Origin of the sequence: Leucobacter sp. 7(1), from assembly GCF_900163635.1 — a bacterium.
Lineage (GTDB): Bacteria > Actinomycetota > Actinomycetes > Actinomycetales > Microbacteriaceae > Leucobacter.
In genome coordinates this window covers 72290-91720 of sequence record NZ_FUID01000014.1, presented here as the reverse complement: position 1 = coordinate 91720, position 19431 = coordinate 72290, and the positions used below count along the sequence as shown (strand labels likewise).

13 protein-coding genes are annotated in these 19431 nt (G+C 68.1%); 8 read left to right on the top strand and 5 right to left on the bottom strand.

Annotation, left to right across the window (positions count from 1 at the left end; translation table 11 throughout):
• Window positions 1-159 precede the first annotated feature (159 nt).
• Window positions 160-1419 (top strand): MFS transporter, encoded by a 1260-nt coding sequence (locus FM113_RS03445; protein WP_087011533.1) that lies wholly within the window; start codon window positions 160-162, stop codon window positions 1417-1419.
• Between the two features lie 10 nt (window positions 1420-1429).
• Here FM113_RS03445 and FM113_RS03440 read toward each other — a convergent pair whose 3' ends face one another.
• A complete protein-coding gene (locus FM113_RS03440; RefSeq protein WP_087011531.1) occupies window positions 1430-2185 on the bottom strand; it encodes a FadR/GntR family transcriptional regulator in 756 nt (251 codons plus the stop codon).
• A 275-nt stretch (window positions 2186-2460) separates the two neighbouring features.
• Here FM113_RS03440 and FM113_RS03435 point away from each other — a divergent pair, with 275 nt between their 5' ends.
• The 6 genes from FM113_RS03435 (at window position 2461) to FM113_RS03410 (ending at window position 11412) form a co-directional block, all read left to right on the top strand.
• Window positions 2461-3984 (top strand): ABC transporter substrate-binding protein, encoded by a 1524-nt coding sequence (locus tag FM113_RS03435; RefSeq protein ID WP_087011529.1) that lies wholly within the window; start codon window positions 2461-2463, stop codon window positions 3982-3984.
• A gap of 83 nt (window positions 3985-4067) precedes the next feature.
• Window positions 4068-5015 (top strand): ABC transporter permease, encoded by a 948-nt coding sequence (locus FM113_RS03430; protein ID WP_087011527.1) that lies wholly within the window; start codon window positions 4068-4070, stop codon window positions 5013-5015.
• A 2-nt stretch (window positions 5016-5017) separates the two neighbouring features.
• Window positions 5018-5920: an ABC transporter permease gene (locus FM113_RS03425; RefSeq protein ID WP_087011525.1), complete on the top strand. Its 903-nt coding sequence runs from the start codon at window positions 5018-5020 to the stop codon at window positions 5918-5920.
• On the top strand, window positions 5920-7764 hold the full coding sequence (locus FM113_RS03420) for an ABC transporter ATP-binding protein (protein ID WP_087011523.1): 1845 nt from the start codon (window positions 5920-5922) through the stop codon (window positions 7762-7764). Before FM113_RS03425 ends, FM113_RS03420 begins: the two co-directional genes overlap by 1 nt.
• Before the next feature lie 55 nt (window positions 7765-7819).
• Window positions 7820-9256: an amidase gene (locus FM113_RS03415; RefSeq protein WP_087011521.1), complete on the top strand. Its 1437-nt coding sequence runs from the start codon at window positions 7820-7822 to the stop codon at window positions 9254-9256.
• 140 nt (window positions 9257-9396) lie between these two features.
• Window positions 9397-11412, top strand: coding sequence for a choice-of-anchor Q domain-containing protein (locus FM113_RS03410; RefSeq protein WP_087011519.1), 2016 nt, complete (start codon window positions 9397-9399; stop codon window positions 11410-11412).
• A 69-nt stretch (window positions 11413-11481) separates the two neighbouring features.
• Here the strand turns inward: FM113_RS03410 and FM113_RS03405 are convergent, their stop codons facing one another.
• Both FM113_RS03405 and FM113_RS03400 read right to left on the bottom strand, forming a co-directional pair.
• A complete protein-coding gene (locus FM113_RS03405; RefSeq protein WP_087011517.1) occupies window positions 11482-12285 on the bottom strand; it encodes an SDR family NAD(P)-dependent oxidoreductase in 804 nt (267 codons plus the stop codon).
• Between the two features lie 49 nt (window positions 12286-12334).
• Window positions 12335-13882: an aldehyde dehydrogenase family protein gene (locus FM113_RS03400; RefSeq protein WP_087011515.1), complete on the bottom strand. Its 1548-nt coding sequence runs from the start codon at window positions 13880-13882 to the stop codon at window positions 12335-12337.
• 184 nt (window positions 13883-14066) lie between these two features.
• Here FM113_RS03400 and FM113_RS03395 point away from each other — a divergent pair, with 184 nt between their 5' ends.
• Window positions 14067-15197 carry a 3-isopropylmalate dehydrogenase gene (locus FM113_RS03395; protein WP_087011512.1) on the top strand — a complete coding sequence of 377 codons (1131 nt, stop codon included), beginning with the start codon at window positions 14067-14069 and terminating at the stop codon, window positions 15195-15197.
• Between the two features lie 32 nt (window positions 15198-15229).
• Here the strand turns inward: FM113_RS03395 and FM113_RS03390 are convergent, their stop codons facing one another.
• Together FM113_RS03390 and FM113_RS03385 are read right to left on the bottom strand one after the other, a co-directional pair.
• Window positions 15230-17608, bottom strand: coding sequence for a CDP-glycerol glycerophosphotransferase family protein (locus FM113_RS03390; RefSeq protein WP_087011510.1), 2379 nt, complete (start codon window positions 17606-17608; stop codon window positions 15230-15232).
• Window positions 17609-17720: 112 nt separating this feature from the next.
• Window positions 17721-19400: a S1C family serine protease gene (locus FM113_RS03385; protein WP_254908846.1), complete on the bottom strand. Its 1680-nt coding sequence runs from the start codon at window positions 19398-19400 to the stop codon at window positions 17721-17723.
• Window positions 19401-19431: the final 31 nt, after the last annotated feature.

Here is a 19431-nt window from a genome sequence, read left to right as displayed (position 1 = left end):
GAGACACTCGCGCTTGCGCGGATCGCGCGATCCTGACTCAATTGTGTTCTGGGACGCGGTCAGTGCGTCCGTATACTCAGCAGGAGCACCGCACCCGCCACACCCGGCGGACGCGGATGGTTACGCCCCACAAGGGCACGCCCACCCAAGGAGAACGCCATGAGCGTCGCCCGTACCCACGAGCACCCCACCCTCGCCCAGGTCGCCACCCCGGCCCAGGTCCGCCCCCGCACACGCATCGCACTGACCGCCCTGACACTCTTCACGCTCCTTGTCAGCGCGAACCTCGCCACTCCCCTGTTCCCCCTCTTGGAACTCCGGCTCGACATCACCGCGCTCGGCACGACGCTCGCATTTTCGAGTTATGTCTTGAGCCTCATCGTCGGCCTCATCGTGTTCCGCCGATTCGCGGACACCGTGAACCGGCGCACGGTACTCGTCACTGCACTCGCGGTCACCGCGCTGGGAACTCTTGCGCTCGCGTTCGCACCAAGCCTCGGCTGGTTCTGCCTCGCCCGCGCTGCCCAGGGTGCCGCCATCGCCTGCGCCACCGGCACCGCCTCGGGCGCACTCCGCGCCCTGCTCCCGGGCCGACCGGCGCTCGTCGGGCGGCTCACGCTCCTCGCAAGCTCAGGCGGGGTAGCAGCCGGCCCAATCATCGGCGGCGCGCTCTCGCAGGGCGCGGCACCGCTCACGACACCGTTTGTGACCCTCGCGATCGCACTCGCTACCCTGATCCCCGCAATCCTGATCATCGCCCCGCACGAGCTGTGCCGGCCGGCCCGATTCTCGGCGCCCATCGCGCTCGCCGATGCCCCGCCGCGAGTCCCGCGCATGGACCGGGGCCGGGGTCGGCAGTCCCCCGAAGCCCTGCGCGCATTCCGCATCGCCGCAGCCACTGGCTTCCTCAGCTTCACGGTGTTTGGCTTCTGTCTCTCCCTCGCACCCTCGCACTTCGCGGGCATCGTGGGCACGGACTCGCGTCCCCTCATCGGACTCCTCGCTGCCCTCACTCTCGGGGCCTCTGCACTCACCCAATTGCTGCCGCTCCGGGGCGCGTGGCGGCTCCCCGTTGGGCTCGGCGCGCTCGCGCTCGCGCTGTGTGGCCTCGCCGCCGCTGGCGTCACCAGCAGCCCGGCGCTGCTCGTCGCCGCGAGCCTCGCGGCGGGCATGGGCCAAGGCGTCGCGTTTCAGGCCGCGTTCACTGCGGCAACCGCTGCGGTCGATCCGGATCACCATGCCTCGACAGTCAGTGCGATCTACACGGTCACCTACCTGGGAAGCGCTCTGCCCGTGATCTCACTCGGGCTACTGGTGGAGCGACTCGGGCTCACAAACGCGGTGACGGTGTTCGCGCTCGCGACAGCACTCGCCTGCGGCGCCCTCGCGATCGCCGCGGGGCGGCGCCGCCAAAGCTAACGCTGCCCGGCTACTCTGCGAGCAGCTCGAGGGCCGCGCGCTCGGCGGGCGCGAGGAGGGGACCAAAGCGCTCGGCGACCGCGCCGCGGGCGATCTTGCCCGCGGCCTGGGCGTCCCGCGCGGCGATCGCATCGAAGAGGCCGCGGTCGATTTCCGCGGAGGCAAGCTTCACGCGGTTGTCGTGGTGCTCGCCCTCGGCGTCGCGCTGCATCATGCCGCGCAGTACCCCGGAGACAGCTTGTCCACTCATCTCGAGGATCTGGTTGCCGCTCGCGGCCCAGACCGCCTCGTGAAACTCAAGATCGGCCGAGGCGAAGTCCTCCGCATTGGTATCGGCGGCGGCCTGCATGCGCTCAACGGCGAGGCGCATGCGGTCGAGCTGCTCCGGGGTGTGGCTGAGCGCGGCGAGTTTCGACGCCGATCCTTCAAGGATGACGCGGTACTGCACAAGCTCGGAGACACTCAGCGCGTCGGTGCCGATCATTGTGCGGAAGGAACGCCCCAGCGTCTTCGAGGAGGGCGCAAGTACTTGGGGTCCGCCGCGCGTTCCCGGACGTGACTCGATCAGCCCCATCGACTGCAGCACACGGAGTGCTTCACGTACGGTGGGACGGCTCACACTGAACTGCACCATCAGGTCACGCTCGCTCGCGAGCTGGGACCCAATGGCAATTTCGCCAGAGAGGATCGCGTCTTCGATCTGCTCGACGATGCGCTGGTAGGTGTGCACGGGAACCGCGGGCGAAAAGCTGTGGGTGTTCGTCAACTGAGAGCCTTTCCTGCTGGGGCGGACACGGGGTGGGAACGGCTCGTCCTCGCGCTATTCCCGGGCGGTGCCGGAATTGTCCTCAGTCTAGTCCCCGCGCAGTGGCCTTACCATGTATCCTGGTTCGAACCCCGTGATCGCATGACATATCAAGGATGATTACCGTACCGGGTGTACCCACCCACAAGATCACGGAGACAGGCACACCCCGCTTGTTCCACTGTATGACCGAGCCGCGGCCCGAACGCCAACGCCCTACCCTCGAACAGGAAGCAATGATGCGACGCAGGAACTCCTTGACCCTCACCGCGGCACTCATCGCCGCGGGCACGCTCGCCCTCGCGGGCTGCTCCGCGGGCTCCGCTGGCAGCAGCTCTGGCGGATCCGGCACCACGCCGACAACCGCGACAATCGCCCTCACGGGCGCACCGGTCAACCTCGACTTCACGACAACGGCGGGATCCGCGATCCCGCAGGCAATGATGTCGAACGTCTACGAGGGCCTCGTGCAGCTCGACCAGGCCGGCGAGATCCAGCCGCTGCTCGCGAAGAGCTGGACCGTGAGCGACGACCGCAAGACCTACACCTTCACGCTCGAAGAGGGCGTCACGTTCTCGAACGGTGACGCGTTTACCGCGGACGACGTGAAGTTCAGCTTCGACCGTGTCAAGACCGACTGGGTGTCGAGCCTGAAAGCGAAGATGGACGTTGTCGCAAGCGTGGACGTGATCTCGGACACCGAGGTTGCCGTGACCCTGACGCAGCCCTCGAACGCGTGGCTGTTCAGCCTCGCCACGCCGGTGGGCGCAATCTTCTCCTCGGACGCCGTGTCTGATCTCGCGAACGCCCCCGTGGGCACCGGCCCCTACGCCGTCGAGACGTTCACCGCGAACGAGAAGATCGTGCTCGACACCCGCGACGACTACTGGGGTGAGGCTCCCGGCGTCGAGTCCGTCACGTTGAAGTACTTCGCGGACGCAACCGCCACGACCAACGCGCTCCGCACCGGCGACATCGACGCGATCGTAAACCTGCAGGCCCCTGAGCTCCTCGACACCTTCGAAGCTGACGATGCCTTTACGGTCACGACCGGCACCTCGAGCGGCGAGATCTCCCTGTCGCTGAACAACAAGGCCGCACCCTTTGACGACGTGCGGGTGCGCCAGGCGGTGCTCTACGCGCTCGACAAGCAGGCGATCCTCGACACCGCATGGAACGGCTACGGCTCGCTCGTTGCAACCTACGCCACCCCGACTGATCCGTACTACGAGGATCTGAACGACCGGTACCCGTTCGACCCGGAAAAGGCGAAGGCGCTCCTCAAGGAGGCCGGCCAGGAGAACCTCAGCATCGAATACACCGTGCCGACCCGCCCCTACGCGCAGGCCGTGTCCGAGATCGTCGTCTCCCAGCTCAAGGATGTCGGCATCACCGCGACGATCAAGAGCTCGGAGTTCCCCGCCGTCTGGCTCGATGAGGTGTTCACGAAGCACAACTACCAGATGACCACGGTGCTCGCCACCGAGGCTCGCGACCTGCTCACGGTGTTCAACGACCCGAACTACTACATCGGCTACGACAACGCGAAGATCGCCCCGATCGCCGCCGAGGCCGACGCTGCGGACGAGGCGGGCTACGTCTCGGGCATGAAGCAGGTCGCCGAGCAGATCGTCGACGACGCCGCCTCCGGCGTGCTCTTCCTGTTCCCGAACATCACGGTCGCCAAGGCCGAGCTGCAGGGTCTCCCCGAGAACGCCATCATCGAAGCGCTCGACCTCACCGAGCTCAGCTGGAAGTAACGGGCTCCGCCCACTGATTGACGCGGGCGCGAATCTCCCCGGTTCGCGCCCGCACTCCCTCTCTCAACCCCCGAGGACCACGCATGGCCATACGGATTCTGATTAACCTCGCCCGCTTTGTGGTGACCTATCTGGTCGCGACCGTCGTCGTGTTCCTCTTCATGCGGCTGATCCCCGGCGATCCCGCGCAGATCGCCCTCGGCGTCAACGCCACCCCGGAACTGCTCGAGCAGACCCGAAAAGAGTTCGGCACGGATCAGCCCCTGATCGTGCAGTACTTCGACTGGGCCGGCGGCCTCCTGCGCGGCGACTTCGGCACCTCGTATGTGACGCGCACCGACATCAGCCCGCTCGTCACCGACCGGCTCCAGGTGAGCTTGATCCTCGTCATCGCCGCCATGATCGTGGCGCTCGCAATCGCGATCCCCCTCGGCACCTGGGCCGCGGTGAAGCACCGCAACATTTCGGGTGTCGTGATCGGTGCCGGATCGCAGCTCGGCGTCGCCGTCCCCGGCTTCCTGGCCGCGATCCTGCTCGTGCTCGTGTTCGCCGTCGGCCTCGGCTGGCTGCCCGCGAGCGGCTGGACGCCGCCGGGCGAGGACTTCGGCGACTTCCTGCGCCGTCTGGTCCTGCCGGTGCTCGCGCTCGCCTCCGTGCAGGGCGCGATCCTCACCCGCTACGTCCGCTCCGCCGTGCTCGAGATCATGAGCGAGGATTACCTCCGCACCGCGCGCGCTAAGGGGCTCAGCAAGATGGGCGCGCTCGTAAAGCATGGCCTCCGCAACGCCGCGATCCCCGTTATCACCGTGACGGGTGTGCAGATAGCGGCGCTCATCATCGGCGCAGTTGTCATCGAGCGCGTGTTCGTGATCCCCGGCCTCGGCTCGATGCTGCTCGACGCCGTCGGCAACCGCGATCTCCTGACCGTGCAGTCCGTCGTGATGGTGCTCGTGGCCATCACCCTGGTCCTCAACCTCGTCGTCGACGTGCTCTACACGATCGTCGACCCCCGGATGCGAAAGAGCGCGTAACCATGACCACGCAGAACGTTCCCACGCCCCCGGTGCAGGCCCCGCGCACCAGCGCGATCTCCGCGCCCCGCGCGCCGCGAAAGCGCAGCCGACTCTCCCCCACACTGATCATCGGCCTCGTGCTCGTCGGTGTCGTCACCGTCGCCGCACTCGTCTCCTTCGTGTGGACCCCCTATGACCCGGTGCAGGCCATCGCCGCCGACAGGCTCCAGGGCCCCAGCGGCACCCACTGGTTCGGCACGGACAAATACGGCCGCGACGTATTCTCCGCAATGCTCTACGGCGCGCGGATCACCCTGTTTGTCGGCATCATCTCCGTCGGCATCGCGATCCTCATCGGCACCCCACTCGGCATCATCGCCGGGATCCGGGGCGGCTGGATCGAAGAGGTCATCATGCGCAGCTCCGACATCGCCCTCGCGTTCCCCGCGCTGCTGCTCGCCATCATGTTTAGCGCTGTGTTCGGCGCGTCAACGCTGACGGCGATGGTCGCCATCGGCATCGCGACGATTCCGGGCTTCGCCCGCGTGGCCCGATCCGGCACCCTGCAAGTCATGAGCACCGAGTATGTGCTCGCCGCCCGGGCGTCAAGCCAGTCCCGGTTCCGGATCGCGCTGCGGCACGTGCTCCCCAACATCATTGGCATCGTTGTGGTGCAGTGCTCCGTGTCGTTCGCGCTCGCGGTGCTCGCCGAGGCCGGCCTCAGCTTCCTCGGACTCGGAACCCCGCCGCCCACCCCGTCGTGGGGTCGCATGCTGCAGGAGTCGCAGCAGTTCCTGGGCACCCACCCGCTGCTCGCCATCATCCCCGGCATCGCCATCGCGATCGCTGTGATGGGTTTCAACCTGCTCGGCGACGGGCTCCGTGACCGATTCGACCCGAAGCTGAACGGGAGCCGCGGCTAATGACCACGATCACTCACCCCACTACCGGCAGCGCCCCGTTGCTGGCCGTCGACGGGCTCACCGTCGCGACCCCGCACCGCACCCTTGTGCACGATTTCACGCTGCACATGGCACACGGCGAGCGGATCGGCCTCATCGGCGAGTCCGGCTCGGGCAAGTCCATGACCACCACCGCTTTGCTCGGTTTGCTCCCCGCCGGGGTGTCCGCGACGGGCTCCGTGCAGCTCAATTCCGGGCGCGAGGGTGCCCCGAGCGGCAACCTGCTCGAGGCGTCGGAGTCCGAGCTCATGCGGGTCCGAGGGCGCGACGCCGCCATGGTGTTCCAGGAACCGTTGACCGCTCTGAACCCGCTCATGCGCGTGGGGGCTCAGGTTGCCGAGATCATGCTCGTGCACAAGCTGGCACCGTCGAAGGCCGAAGCGCACCGCCGGGCCGTCGAGATGCTCGACGCCGTGCACCTCCCAGATCCCGCGCAGGCCGCCCGCGCATACCCGCACCAGCTCTCGGGCGGGCAACGCCAGCGCGTCATGCTTGCCATGGCGCTCGCCAACGATCCTGCGCTGCTGCTCTGTGACGAGCCCACCACGGCGCTCGACGTCACCGTGCAGCGGCAGGTGCTCGATCTGATCCTCGAACTTGTGAAGGAGCGCAACACCGGCCTCCTGTTCATCACCCACGACCTCGCCGTGGTCGCGAACATGTGCACGCGTGTGCTTGTCATGAATCAGGGCATCGTGGTTGAGGAGGGCACCACCGAGGAGGTCTTCACCCGGCCACAGCACCCGTACACCCGTGGCCTGCTCGCCGCGAGCGACCTCGACGCGACCGACGCGGACGGCCGACTCTTCACTGTCGCCAGCGCGAAGGAGTACATCCCCCCGACACGCGAACAGCTCGCGGCTGAGGCAGCCGCCGCGGCCGTTACGGCTGCGGCGGTGTCGGAGCAGGACAGGGTGCCGGATCAGGACAGGGTGTCGGAGCAGGACACAGTGCCGGAGCAGGACACGGTGCCGGATCAGAACGCCACGACACCCGAAACCGTGATGCGCGTGACGGACCTTGTCCGCACGTACACCCGTGGCAAAACGAGCCTGTTCAAGCCCGCCCCCGAGGTCCACGCGCTCAAGGGCATCTCCTTCGAGGTACCGCGCGGCGGTCGCCTCGGCGTGGTTGGCGAGTCTGGCTCCGGCAAGTCCACCCTGCTCCGGATCCTTGCGGGCCTCGATCAGCCCACGTCGGGCAGCGCAATCGTGGCCGGCAACGAGGTTGCGGGGGCGAAGGAGCACCAGCTCAGGGAGCTGCGCCAGCAGTTGCAGATCGTGTTCCAGGACCCGATGGGTTCGCTCGACCCGCGCATGACGGTGGAGCAGATCATCGCCGAGCCGCTGCTGGTGCGAGGCCGCTCCGAAACCGCGGCCGAGCGCTCCCGCATGGTCGCGGAGATGCTCGAGGCCGTCGGGCTGCCCGCCTCGGCGGCAGAGCGCTACCCGCACCAGTTCTCTGGCGGGCAGCGCCAGCGCATCTCGATCGCCCGCGCCCTGATCTGCCGTCCGCAGGTAGTCGTCGCGGATGAGCCCGTGAGCGCGCTCGACGTGTCCGTGCGGGCTCAGGTGCTCAACCTGCTTGCTGACCTTGTGGATGAGTACGGGCTCACCCTCGTTTTCGTCTCGCACGATCTGAACGTTGTGCGCCACCTGTGCGACTCCGTGATCGTGATGCAGGCCGGGGAGATCGTCGAGGCGGGTCCCACCGAAACCGTCTACCGCGCCCCTCAGCACCCGTACACGCAACGCCTCATCGATTCGTCGCTCACGCTGCGCCAGGAGCTGCAACACGCGTTCTAGCTCCGGGCCTCGGCTTCCCGTTCCCGTTCCATCTCGTCTCCCGAAAGGACACCCCGTGACCGACCACGCTGCCCCCGCTTCCCCCAACACCGCCGCCGATCGCCGCCTCGCCGATCTCACGGCCGGTGAGCTGGCGACCGGGTACGCCGCGGGGACGTTCACCCCGAGCGCGGTCGCGGACGACGTGATCGCACGGGTGCAGGAGCGCGAGCCTGAGCTGAACGCGCTGTATCTGTTTGACCCCGAGCAGGTCCGCGCGGACGCCGCCGCGGCCACGGCGCGCTGGGCCGATGGCACCCCGCGTGGTCCTCTCGACGGCGTGCCCGTCACCGTGAAAGAAAACATCGCCCGCGCGGGACATCCCAAGCCCTCGGGCACCGCGATCCCGAATCCTCCCGTGCCCGAGCAGAACGCGCCGACCACGGATCGACTCATCGAGGCCGGCGCCGTGATCGTGGGATCGACAACCATGCCCGACTGGGGCATGCTCTCCTCCGGGGTATCGAGCCTGCACGGGATCACCCGCGGCGGGCTGAACCCCGCGCACACCTCCGGAGGATCGAGCGCAGGTGCCGGAGCCGCAGCGGCGGCGGGCTACGGGCCGCTCCACGTTGGCACCGATATTGGCGGATCGATCCGACTTCCCGGCTCGTGGCAGGGGCTGACCGCGCTCAAGCCCAGCGAGGGACTCATTCCGCTCGACGTGCCGTACACGGGTCGGGCTGCCGGGCCGCTGACGCGCACCGCTGCCGATGCGATCCGGCTCATGTCCGTGATTGGCCAGCCGGATCCCCGGGACTACCTCACGCGCCCCTACGCGGGCCTCGACTGGACGACAGCCCCCCTCTCCCCCTCGGGGATGTGCGTCGCACTGCAGCTTGACGCCGGTTCCGGCCTCCCGGTCGAGCCCGAGACGCGCGCCGCGATCGAACGCGCCGCTGAGCTCTTCGCCGCTGCCGGGGCCACCGTCGAGCCGCTCTCCCCCTTCATTGCGCCCGAAATTCTCGACGGGATCGTCGGGTTCTGGCGCAGCCGCTCGTATGCGGACTACAGTGCACTCACGCCCGCCGAACAAGCGGTTGTGCTGCCGTTCATCGTGGAGTGGTGCGTCGCCGGGCGGGACTTCAGCGCGGCGGAGACCGTGCGGAACCGCAGCATGATGGATGAAATGGCGCGTCTCACCCGCGCGGCCACGCAACCCTATGATCTCGTGCTCTCTCCGGTCACCCCCGTCGCGGCGTTCGCCGCCGAGGACCCGATGCCGATCACCGATCCGCTGCAGACCATGGGACACATCTCGTTCACTGTCCCCTACAACATGTCGGGTCAACCGGCCGTCTCCGTCGGGGCGGGAATCCAGGACGACGGGCGCACAATCGGCCTCCAGATCGCCGGTCACATCGGGAGCGACGACAGTCTGCTCCGAGTGGCCGCCTGGTTCGAGACGGTGCGCGGCAGCGATGCCACGGTCGATTGGTCGCGCCTGCCCTAGCTGGTCCGTACGTGGCCGGGTGAAGCTCCGGGTGAAATGTGTGTGAACAGCGCGGAAACTTCATTCACGCTCATGTAATATCGCCGCGATTCGGGTTACGCTACGTCGGTTCCCCCTTTTTCGCACCGCCTGGAGACCCTGTGATTCCCCGCGACGTACCCGCCTCCTTGTCCACCCCCATGCGCACGGCTGCCGCCCTCGGCACCGCAGCACTCACGGTTCTCGCCGGCGCCGCCTGTGCGAGCGCCTGGGCCCCGACCGCGGCGCTTGCTACGGCGACGACCGCCGCCGCCCCCGATATTGTCGTGACTTCCGCGGCCGACGCGGGCGACGGCACCCTGCGCGCCGCCGTCGAACAGGCGAACGCCACCGCGGGCCCGCAAACAATCGGCTTCGCCGCCGACATCTCGGCTGTGACAATCGACAGCCCGCTGGTGAGCACCGACGCCCTCGCCCTCACCGGCCCCGGCGTTACCGTAGCCGCGGGGCGCGACTGGAACGTGTCAGTGACCGATCCCAGCGCGCCCCGTCCGGCAGACGTGCTGCTGCACTCCCAGCGTTCCTCACTCACAGTCTCGGGTGTCACGCTCGATGCGGCGCAACGCGCCGAGTCCGTCGTGTTCATTGAGGCACCCTCCGCCCGCGAATCCATCGTGATCGGTGACGCAATCCTCCGTGACGCGACCGGCAGCGCCCTTGTCTTCGCCGGGTCCCACGCTCCGGTCTCGCTGGAACGAAGCACACTCATCCAGCAGGATCCGGCGAACCGAGCCACAGGAATTGTGGGCGAGGACAGCTCCGCGACGGCTGTCACTGTCACCGACAGTACGATCACCGGCTTTGGTGTCACAGCCGCCTCATTCCAAGAATGGAACCGCGTGCCGGACACACGCGCCGAGATCCGCTTCGCACGCACCACAATCTCGCACAACGGCAACATTGAGGAGCCCACCGCCCCGGCGGGCGCAATCGTGCTGAACCAGTCGCAGGACGTGCCCGATGTCCCACGCCTGGTCGTGACGGACTCCGTGCTCTCCGGGAACTCCGGGTACTCGGCTGGCGGGATCGCCGTCAGCAGCCCCGGCTGGGACGCACCGAGCTCGGCACGTGTTGTCAAAATTACCGGCACGACGTTTGAGGGCAACCTCGGCTATGACTCGGATGACCTCTCAGAAATGGCCCAGCCGTCCTTCGCAGCGGCGAACGACGGTGGCGAAGCGGATGGCGCGAGTGAGGCCGAGCCGACCACCGAGAAGCCCGTCGTCTTCGATGTTGCGAACAGCACCTTCGTGGGCCTCGAAGAGGCCCCCTCACGCGTTCTCACCCTCAACAACCCCGCAACTCGGTCCACCTTTGACCAGGTGACCGTGCTCCACGGCATCGTGTCAGTGGCCTACTGGGTCGAGACGCCCGTGTTCCAGATGCAGGACACTGTCATCGAATCTGGCGACTGGGACCCCATCAACGTCGCGCAGCCCGCACGCTCGGCACCCGCGGAGGCCGCTGCACCGGCAGCCGATGAGCCCGCCGTCCCGATCGTCGCGACCTCGCTGCGGAGCGCCTACGTGGATGCCTACGAGAGCGGCCAGCCGCGGATCCAGAGCACCGAGGACGTTGTCGTGCGCGATCCCGCCGAGCTCCGCCTGGGGACGCTTGCCGACAACGGCGGGCAGACCCCCACCGTGCTCCCGGCTGAGGACAGCCCGCTCATTGATGCCGGCGACACCGACCCGGAGCAGGTGCCGGATCAGCGCGGTGTCCCCCGTCCACAGGGCCCCCGCAGCGATATCGGCGCTGTCGAACTCGCCTCATCACCCACGACCGATCCGAGCACGGACCCCGTAACCGATCCCACGACCGACCCGAGCACCGATCCCGGCACGGAGCCCACGACGGACCCGAGCACGGACCCCACAACCGACCCGAGCACCGATCCTGCGGCTGACCCGGCGACGGACCCCGGATCCGACCCCGGCACGGACCCCTCAACGGACCCGAGCACGGACCCCGGCACGGACCCCGCGACGGAGCCGAGCACCGACGCATCAACGGAGCCCGGCACGCCCAGCCCGGACGCACGCACGCCCGACGGGAGCGCGCTCGCGGGGACGGCCCTGCTGCTGACCCGCGCACGCACGGGAACGCACCGCACCTGATCCGACGCCGCACACGACAGAACCCGCCCAAGTCAGCTGACTTGGGCGGGTTCTGTCGTTGCGCAGCGCTCAGCTCGCGGGCGGGGTAAAGCGACCATCGATTGCGGTCCAGCCACCATCGACGGTGAGCGTTGTACCCGTCACAAAAGAGGACGCATCCGAGGCCAAGAACACCACGGCACCGGCAAGCTCATCGGGTCGAGACCAGCGACCCAGCGCACTCTTCTCCGCGTACGCGTTGTACCACTCCGGATGGGCCTTGATTTGCGCGGTGAGCGGCGTCTCAACGACGCCGGGCGCAACAACATTGACCCGTACCCCGTGTGCGCCGTACTCCGCCGCAGCGGTCTTCGCGAGCTGCACAAGCCCGGCCTTCGTCGCGGCATACACGCCTTGGCCGGGCTCCACGACCTGAGCCCGGATCGAGGCGAAGCCGATGATCGAGCCGCCACCGTTCGCCGCGAAACTCTCCGCGAAGTGACGGATCAGCTGGAATGACGCCCGGAGGTTGAGGTTCAGCACACGATCGAACTCGTCCATCGTGTAGTCAGCCATCCGCTTCCGGACGTTCGTCGCGGCGGTGAACACGAGCGCCGCGGCGGTGCCGAAGCGCTCGGCTGCCTCGGCGACCTCGGCGTCATCGAGCACGTTCAGACGGTAGGCCTCCGCCGAGCCGCCCTGTTCGGTGATGATCGCCGTCGTTGCTTCTGCAGCGTCACGGGCCCAGTCGGCGACAACAACATGCGCACCCTGGGCGGCCAGCGCCTGCGCCGATTCACGGCCGATACCCGATCCGGCACCGATCACGACAACCGTGCGCGAGTCGAGGCGAAACAGCCGAGTGTAGTCGGGGGAAGCGGGGAGCTGCGTCATGCTGGGTCCTTTGGTGGTGCGGGTCGGGGCGAAGGGAGTGGGCGGCCGGCTAGCCGCGGGCGCGGGGCCGGATCATTGCCATGCGGGTGACGGTGAACTCTTCGATGGCGTAGCGCGGGCCTTCGCGGCCGATGCCGGAGTCTTTGACGCCGCCGTAGGGCATGATGTCGGAGCGGAAACCGGGGATCTCGTTCACGACGACACCGCCGACTTCGAGCTGCTCGATCGCGGCGAACGCGCTCTCCAACGAGGCCGTGTAGATGGCGGCCTGCAGGCCGTAGCGTGAGGCATTCACGAGCGAAATTGCGTCCGGCATCGAGTCGACGGTGGTGAGGCAAATGACCGGGCCGAAGATCTCCTCAGCCCAGACCTCCGCCGCTGCCGGAACGCTTCCGAGCACCGTCGGCCGCACGAGTGCGGGGTTCGCGGCGGCGTCGGGTGCGCTCCCGTCCTCCCCCGCGAGCACCGTGGCCCCTGCAGCAACAGCGGCGGCAATCATCGCCCGGATCCGGTCGCCAGACGCCGCATTGATCACGGGGGCCACTGTCGTTTCAGCAGCGCGGGGATCACCCACGACGACCTCTCCCATGCGCGCGATGAGGCGCTCCGTAAACATCTGCGCGATCGGGCGTTCGAGCACAACGCGCTGCACGGAGATGCACGCCTGGCCGTTGGCGTAGAAACCACCGCGCAGCACGGCTTCGACGGCGGCGTCAACGTCGGCGTCGGCCGCAACAATAAAACCTGTGTTGGAGCCGAGCTCCAACACTGTCTTGCGCGGTGCCGCCTGCTGCGCGATCAGGTGACCGATCTTCGCCGAGCCGGTGAACGAGACGACCTGGGCCCGCGGGTCCCGCACGAGCGTCTCCCCAACCTCGGGGGCACCGTTCACGAGTTGTACCGCAGCCTGTGTGATCCCGCGCGCGGTCAGTTCCTCGCGCACGATTGCGACGAGTTCGAGGGTCGCAAGCGGAGTGTTGGGGGCCGGCTTGATGATCACGGGGCAGCCCGCGGCGATCGCGGGAGCAAGCTTGTGGGTGGCGAGCAGCAGCGGGTAGTTGAAGCCAGCGATGCCGACGACCACACCAGCGGGCTTTCGGGTGTAGTACCCAATCATTCCTCGGCCCAACTCCTGCAGGTCAAGGGGGACGGTCTCCCCGTGCACGTGCGACACCTCCTCTGCGGTGGCTTGGAGTGTCACGATGGTTCGGTTCACCTCGGTCTGGCAGTCGACGCGGGGCTTGCCGGTCTCGAGAATGAGCAGCTCGACGAAACGCTCTGCCTCTGCGCGCAGCCGGTCGTGTACCGCGAGCAGCACGGCCTTTCGTTCTGCGGTGGTGAGCGCTGCGACCTCGGGCCGGGCAGCCTCGGCAGCGTCGAGCGCGTCGCGGGATTCGGCCGCAGTGCTGACCGGGGCTTCAGCAACCACCGTGCCGTCGAAGGGGAATATGACGTCAGCTGCGTCGGCAACCGGGCGCCATGCTGCGCCGATCGGGAGCTGCCCGGCCGGTGCCCGGAGGGCCAGCGCCGAGCGCCCACTCCCCGGGCTCTGAGTGGTGCCGTGCTCAGAAGTGTCGCGCTGCGTGTCGTCGCTCATGGTGGTGTCCTCGCGTGCGGGCCGCGCTGCGGCACGAAGGTGTGCCCCAGCGCAACGACTGACCGGTGAAGTGTGCGGCCGCCGCGTGACGCGAGTGGCCTTACCAGTTAATATAGTTGAACATCGCCCGTTCGCCAACGCAACGCCGCAGCCGTTTTCGGCGCGACCGCCGGAAGGATCTCCCATGACGAAGCGCTACTCCCTCGCAGTACTCCCCGGCGACGGCATCGGCCCAGAGGTCGTGGGCTGCGCCCTCGAAGTTCTCGACGCCGCCGAGGCCCGTTTCGGCTTCACGACCGAGCGCACCCCCATCTCGGCTGGCGCACAGCACTACCTCGCCACCGGCGAACTCTTCGCAGAAGTTGCGGACGCGCTGCGCGGTCACGACGCCATCCTGTTTGGCTCGATGGGCGATCCGGCAGTCACCCCGGGAATTCTCGAGCGCGGCTTCATCCTTGAAATGCGTCAGCGTTTTCAGCAGGCCGCGAACGTGCGCCCCGTGCGCCTCTACCCCGGCGTCCCGACACCCATTGCCGGGCTGACCCCCGAGCGCTGCGAAATGGTGATCGTGCGCGAGAACACCGAGGGCGCCTATGTGGGCAGCGGCTCCACCGTTCACGCGGGCACCGAGCACGCGGTCGCCATGCAGGAGTCGCTCAACACCCGCGCCGGGATCGAGCGAGTCGTCGACTTCGCGTTCCGCCTGGCACTCGGTCGCCGCAAGAAGCTCACGCTCTGCCACAAGACAAACATCCTCGTGGCGGCCGGCCAGCTCTGGCAGGAAGTCGTCGCGGATCTCTCACTGCGCTACCCCGAGGTCGAGACTGACTACGTGCACGTGGACGCGATGTGCTTCCACCTCCCGCTCACACCCGAGCGCTTCGATGTCGTGGTGACCGACAACCTCTTCGGCGACATCATCACCGACCTGGGTGCCGTCATCCAGGGCGGCCTCGGCGTCGCGACGAGCGCGAACTTGAACCTCGACGGTTCCGCCCCCAGCATGTTCGAGGCGATTCACGGTTCTGCGCCCGATATCGCGGGCAAGGGCTGGGCAAACCCCTCCGGCGCCATCCTCTCACTCGCACTCCTGCTGGGCCACCTCGGCGAAGGCGAAGCGGCCCGCGCCATCGAAGCGGCCACGGTGCAGGTGCTCGGCGAGCTACCGGCGCTCGCCGGGGCCGAGATGGGCATGCGCACAGACGAGGTCGGCGCGCGGATCGCGGCGCTGGTCCGCGACGGTCAGGCCGATCCGGAGCTCGTCCCCGACTCCTTGCTGGGCCAGTTGGCAACACTTGCGCCGTCGCGCCGATAAGCGGAAGCCGTGAGGGACCTCCGCCCCACGCGTTAGCGCCCGAGCGCCCCGCGATCCACGAGGGCGGAGACAACACGCTCGGCGGCATGCCCGTCGTCGTGCGGCGCGAAGCGGACACGCCAGGCCGCCTCAGCGTCGGGCCGCACCCAGGATGCCCCGGAACCGTGCTCCGCCCACTCCCGCGCGTGAGCGATGACCTCGCCCCGGCGGTTCAGCAGGGGCCCCGGTGCCGTGGCAGCGAAGTCAAAGGTAAATCCGCGCTCCCGGTCCCGGTATGCTTCGAGATCCGGCACGAAGAACATGAGTGGAACGCGCGCTACAGCCGCGTCGAACATGATCGAGGAGTAGTCGGTGACCAAGATATCCGCCGCGAGAATCACGTCGTTGACGTCCGGATGAGCGGAAGCGTCGATGATCAGGGCTGATCCGACACCGCCGAGGCCCGCACCATAGCCGCCCAGCCCCTGCGTACGCGTGTGTCCGCGCGCCACAACCACCCACTCGTCGCCGAGCTCCGCAGCGAGTTGCCGCACGTCCAGCTCATCGACGACTGAGATTCCGCCATCGCGCCAGGTGGGCGCGTAGACGAGTACCTGCCGCCCCGAGGGGATCCCGAGCGCGGCTCGCGCAGCCCCGACGAGAATCGGGTTGCGGTCGTGACCGAGCACCGCACGAGCCAGCCTGTCCGCGCGCGGGTACCCGGTTTCCAGAATTTCCCCGCGGTACGCGTAGCTCCTCCGAAATTGCTCGCTGGAGTGCGGATTCTGAGACAGCAGCAGGTTCCACCGTCGGCTCTCGCGCCGAATCGCGAGGCGGGTGCGCAGCCCGATATTCGGCCGGCCGAGCGCGAGATGTTTCAGCATGGTGCCATGCCACGTTTGCAACACGATCTGGCCGCGCCGACGCCGGAATCCATAGCGCAACCAGTCGTTCACCACGAGCAGCCGAGAGTAGCGACGCGCAGCGTGCCACGCGCGACTCCCGACAACCACCGCAGTCGCACCCTCCGGCACAGCCTGGGCCTCGCTTGTCACGCTCCAGTAGCGAGGCAGATCCGGGAATCTTGGAGCAATCTCGGCATCGATCGCGAGGGGATTGCAGCTCACCTGCCTGCCGTAAAAGCTCTCAAAAAACACCCCTCCCGGTGTGACAAGTTCCCGCGCGGGGAGAGCAAGCTCACCGGCCGCCGCGAGGACGCGTGTCGCAGCACCGCCCTCGGGGAATGTGTGAAAGCGGGCCGCGAGAGCGCGCGTCTCGGCTTCAGCTGCACGACGCGCGTGAGTTCCCAGACCGAGCTCACCCAGGCGGTGCAGCGCTCCCGCCCAGTCTCGTTCCACGCGGCCGCCGCTCGTCACTTCGAGCGGCTCGTAGAGCCCGCGCGTCGCCGTGTAGTGCGCCAGATCGGGAGCGAACCAGATGATGGGGCGGCCCAGCAAAGAGAAATCGAGCGCGGTCGAGGAATAGTCGGTGATGACAACGTCGAATGCGCCGAGCATCGGGGTGAGATCCCGCAGCCGGTCGGAGCCGAGCAGATGTACCCGATCGCTCTGAAGCTCCTCGTAGGCCCCGCGGCCCAGCTGGTGGGGCCGGATCACAAGGTGCGCATCCAGTCGTTCAAGCGTCGCCGCGATCGCTGCGGCCTCCGCGGGCGTCGGCACGGCGGGGTCTTCCTCGCCATCGCGCCAGGTCGGGGCGTAAAGGACAAACTGGGCATCCGGGGCGATGGTGCCGGAATCGTCAAGAAGCCGGATCATCTCGGCGCGGGCTGCCGCCGCTGCTGCCGGATTGGCAGCCTGCTGCGCGAGCGCATCGTCTCGCGGATCACCGAGGACGCGGACCTTGCCCGGGTCCACGCGGAACGCGGATCGAAGCCGCTCGGCGGCGAGTTCCGATCCAGCAACATAGAGGTCGATTTCGCGAGATCCGGCAAGGTACATCCGGCGCAGCAGCGCACGCACCGGTGCCGGGCCGCGCACCGCGGTTGTCACTGGAGAATCGAGGTGCAGGCGCTTGAGCGGGGCCCCGTGCCAGAGTTGCACGATCCGCGCACCCGTGATCCCGAAGCGGTTCACGTCGCCGAGCCCGTGCGTCACCACGATCTGCCCGGCCCGCAACGTGGCCCAGTACCCAGCCCAGCCGCGCCGGATCACGGGCGTGAAGCCCTCAGCCTGAGCGAGCTCCGCCTCAGCCTCGTCGGCGACGAGCCACAGAATCTCGGCTGCCGGATCGGACGCCCGCAGCGCGCGTGCGACCGCGAGCGCCCCCTCGCCCACCCCGATCCCGCTCCCAAATGCCCAGCGTGCCGCACGCCGGGGAACGAACCATGACAGCACGATCGAGAGAAGGTACTGGGGAACGGCGAGCAACTTCGAAAGGTTGCCGCGCGCGAAGGTGAATCCTGCGGTACTCATCGCCCCCCACTGTAGAGGATCGAGCTGCGGAGAAGAGGGGGATCAACGCACGGTGCCGGTGCCCCCGTTCGGGGGCACCGGCACCGTGACTGTGATTGCGTGGGCTAGGGCACTACCACTCGAGATTTCCGAGTTTCACATCGACTTGCCCGGGCTTCCCACCACGGGTGTAGTCGATACTGACTTCGCTCCCGCCAGCGTGCATGCGGATCAGGGCGGAGACCGAAGTTCCGTCGACCGCCGACACCCCGTCCACAGCGGTGATGACATCGCCGGCCTTCAGGCCGGCCTTCGCCGCGGCACCGTCACGCACAACCTCGACGAGCAGGCCGCCCGCGTGGTTCGCGTCCTCGTCAGTGTCCTGACTTGAGTTCGCGACCGAGGCACCGAGGAGACCGTGCGAGGGCTGCTCCCCCGCGATGATCGCGTCGGCAACGCGCGAGGCGAGGTTTGCGGGGATCGCAAAGCCAAGGCCGTTGCTCCCCGCGGTGCCGCTCGACGCAGAAGCCGAGGCGATCGCGACGTTAATCCCAATGAGCTCGCCGGAGCCGTTCAGGAGCGCGCCGCCGGAGTTGCCCGGGTTAATCGACGCATCCGTCTGGATCACGGGCAGGGTGACAGACCCGCCACCGCTCGACTGCTGCTGCGGTTGTTCTTGCTGCTGACGGCTGTCCGGAAGCCCGAATCGGAAGTCCCAGGGGAAGCCCGGGTTTTCCTCGCTGCCCCCGTTGTCGTCGGGCTGCTGGCTGGGGTCCTGCGGGATCAGCGGGCTACCCACCGAGATTCCGCGGTTGAGGGCGCTCACGACGCCGCTCGTCACGGTGTTCGCCAGGTTCAGCGGTGCGCCGATCGCTACGGTCAGATCACCCACGTCGATCTTGTCGGAATCTGCCACCTTGATCGCGGGCAGTCCGTCCGCGTCGACCTTCACGACGGCAAGGTCCGCGTATGGGTCCACGCCCACAAGCGTGCCATCGAGGATGCGACCGTCGCTGAGCTTCACGCGAATCCCGGCGTTCTCCAGCGCAGCACCATCGAGTGTCACCACGTGCGCGTTGGTGACAATGTAGCCGTCCTCGCTGTAGATGACGCCCGATCCGGAACCGCTCGCGTTTCCGCTCTGGACTTCCAGGGTGACCACGCTGGGGGTCGCGACCGCGGCGACACCGGAGATCGCGGTGGCGTTCTCTGCGTTGTTCAGGGTGATTGCTCCGCTGCCCTGAGAGGCGGCCTGCGGGGCCACGTTCGATGCCACAACCGCGGCAACTCCGCCACCGACAACCCCGCCGAGCAGGGCACCGATCGCGAGACCCGCGAGGAGCGCCCCGGTGCGGGTCTTCGGCTTCGCGTTGCCCGAGGCCTGCGAGGGCTGAGATTCGCCGTGCCCCGGTCCGAAGGCCGCGCCGGGCGTGTGCGCCCCAGCAGGCTGCAGCGGATCGGCCCCCAGCGCAACCGTCGGCTGCGTCTCTCCAGCTCGCGGGGCCGCCGGGTGCTGCGGGGCGGCCGCGTACTGCGGGGCGACACCGTGCGGGGCGACCGGATGCTGCGGGGCCGCGGGGGCCTCCGGGGCTGTCGCGCCTTCCGGGGCTGCGGGCGATCCCGCCGGTGCGGGATATCCCGCGGCCGCGTGGCCCGTCACCGGCTGCTCCGGTGGCGAGTACTGCGGTGCGGGGTGCCCTGCTTCTGCGGGACCGGCCGATTCAACCGGAGCCGCGGTCGGCGCGGCCTCGGTATTCGGCTGCTCCGGCGCGTCACTGCGATCGGTGTTGTGGCTCTCAGGCGTGGTAGTCATGTGAGCTCCCTTCTCATGTGACTAGCTTGGC

Bases quoted from the DNA above. Each gene is read 5' to 3' on its own strand.
- FM113_RS03445 (WP_087011533.1), top strand. From the start codon at position 160: ATGAGCGTCGCCCGTACCCACGAGCACCCCACCCTCGCCCAGGTCGCC.
- FM113_RS03435 (WP_087011529.1), top strand. From the start codon at position 2,461: ATGATGCGACGCAGGAACTCCTTGACCCTCACCGCGGCACTCATCGCC.
- FM113_RS03430 (WP_087011527.1), top strand. From the start codon at position 4,068: ATGGCCATACGGATTCTGATTAACCTCGCCCGCTTTGTGGTGACCTAT.
- FM113_RS03425 (WP_087011525.1), top strand. From the start codon at position 5,018: ATGACCACGCAGAACGTTCCCACGCCCCCGGTGCAGGCCCCGCGCACC.
- FM113_RS03420 (WP_087011523.1), top strand. From the start codon at position 5,920: ATGACCACGATCACTCACCCCACTACCGGCAGCGCCCCGTTGCTGGCC.
- FM113_RS03405 (WP_087011517.1), bottom strand. From the start codon at position 12,285: ATGACGCAGCTCCCCGCTTCCCCCGACTACACTCGGCTGTTTCGCCTC.
- FM113_RS03400 (WP_087011515.1), bottom strand. From the start codon at position 13,882: ATGAGCGACGACACGCAGCGCGACACTTCTGAGCACGGCACCACTCAG.
- FM113_RS03395 (WP_087011512.1), top strand. From the start codon at position 14,067: ATGACGAAGCGCTACTCCCTCGCAGTACTCCCCGGCGACGGCATCGGC.
- FM113_RS03390 (WP_087011510.1), bottom strand. From the start codon at position 17,608: ATGAGTACCGCAGGATTCACCTTCGCGCGCGGCAACCTTTCGAAGTTG.
- FM113_RS03385 (WP_254908846.1), bottom strand. From the start codon at position 19,400: ATGACTACCACGCCTGAGAGCCACAACACCGATCGCAGTGACGCGCCG.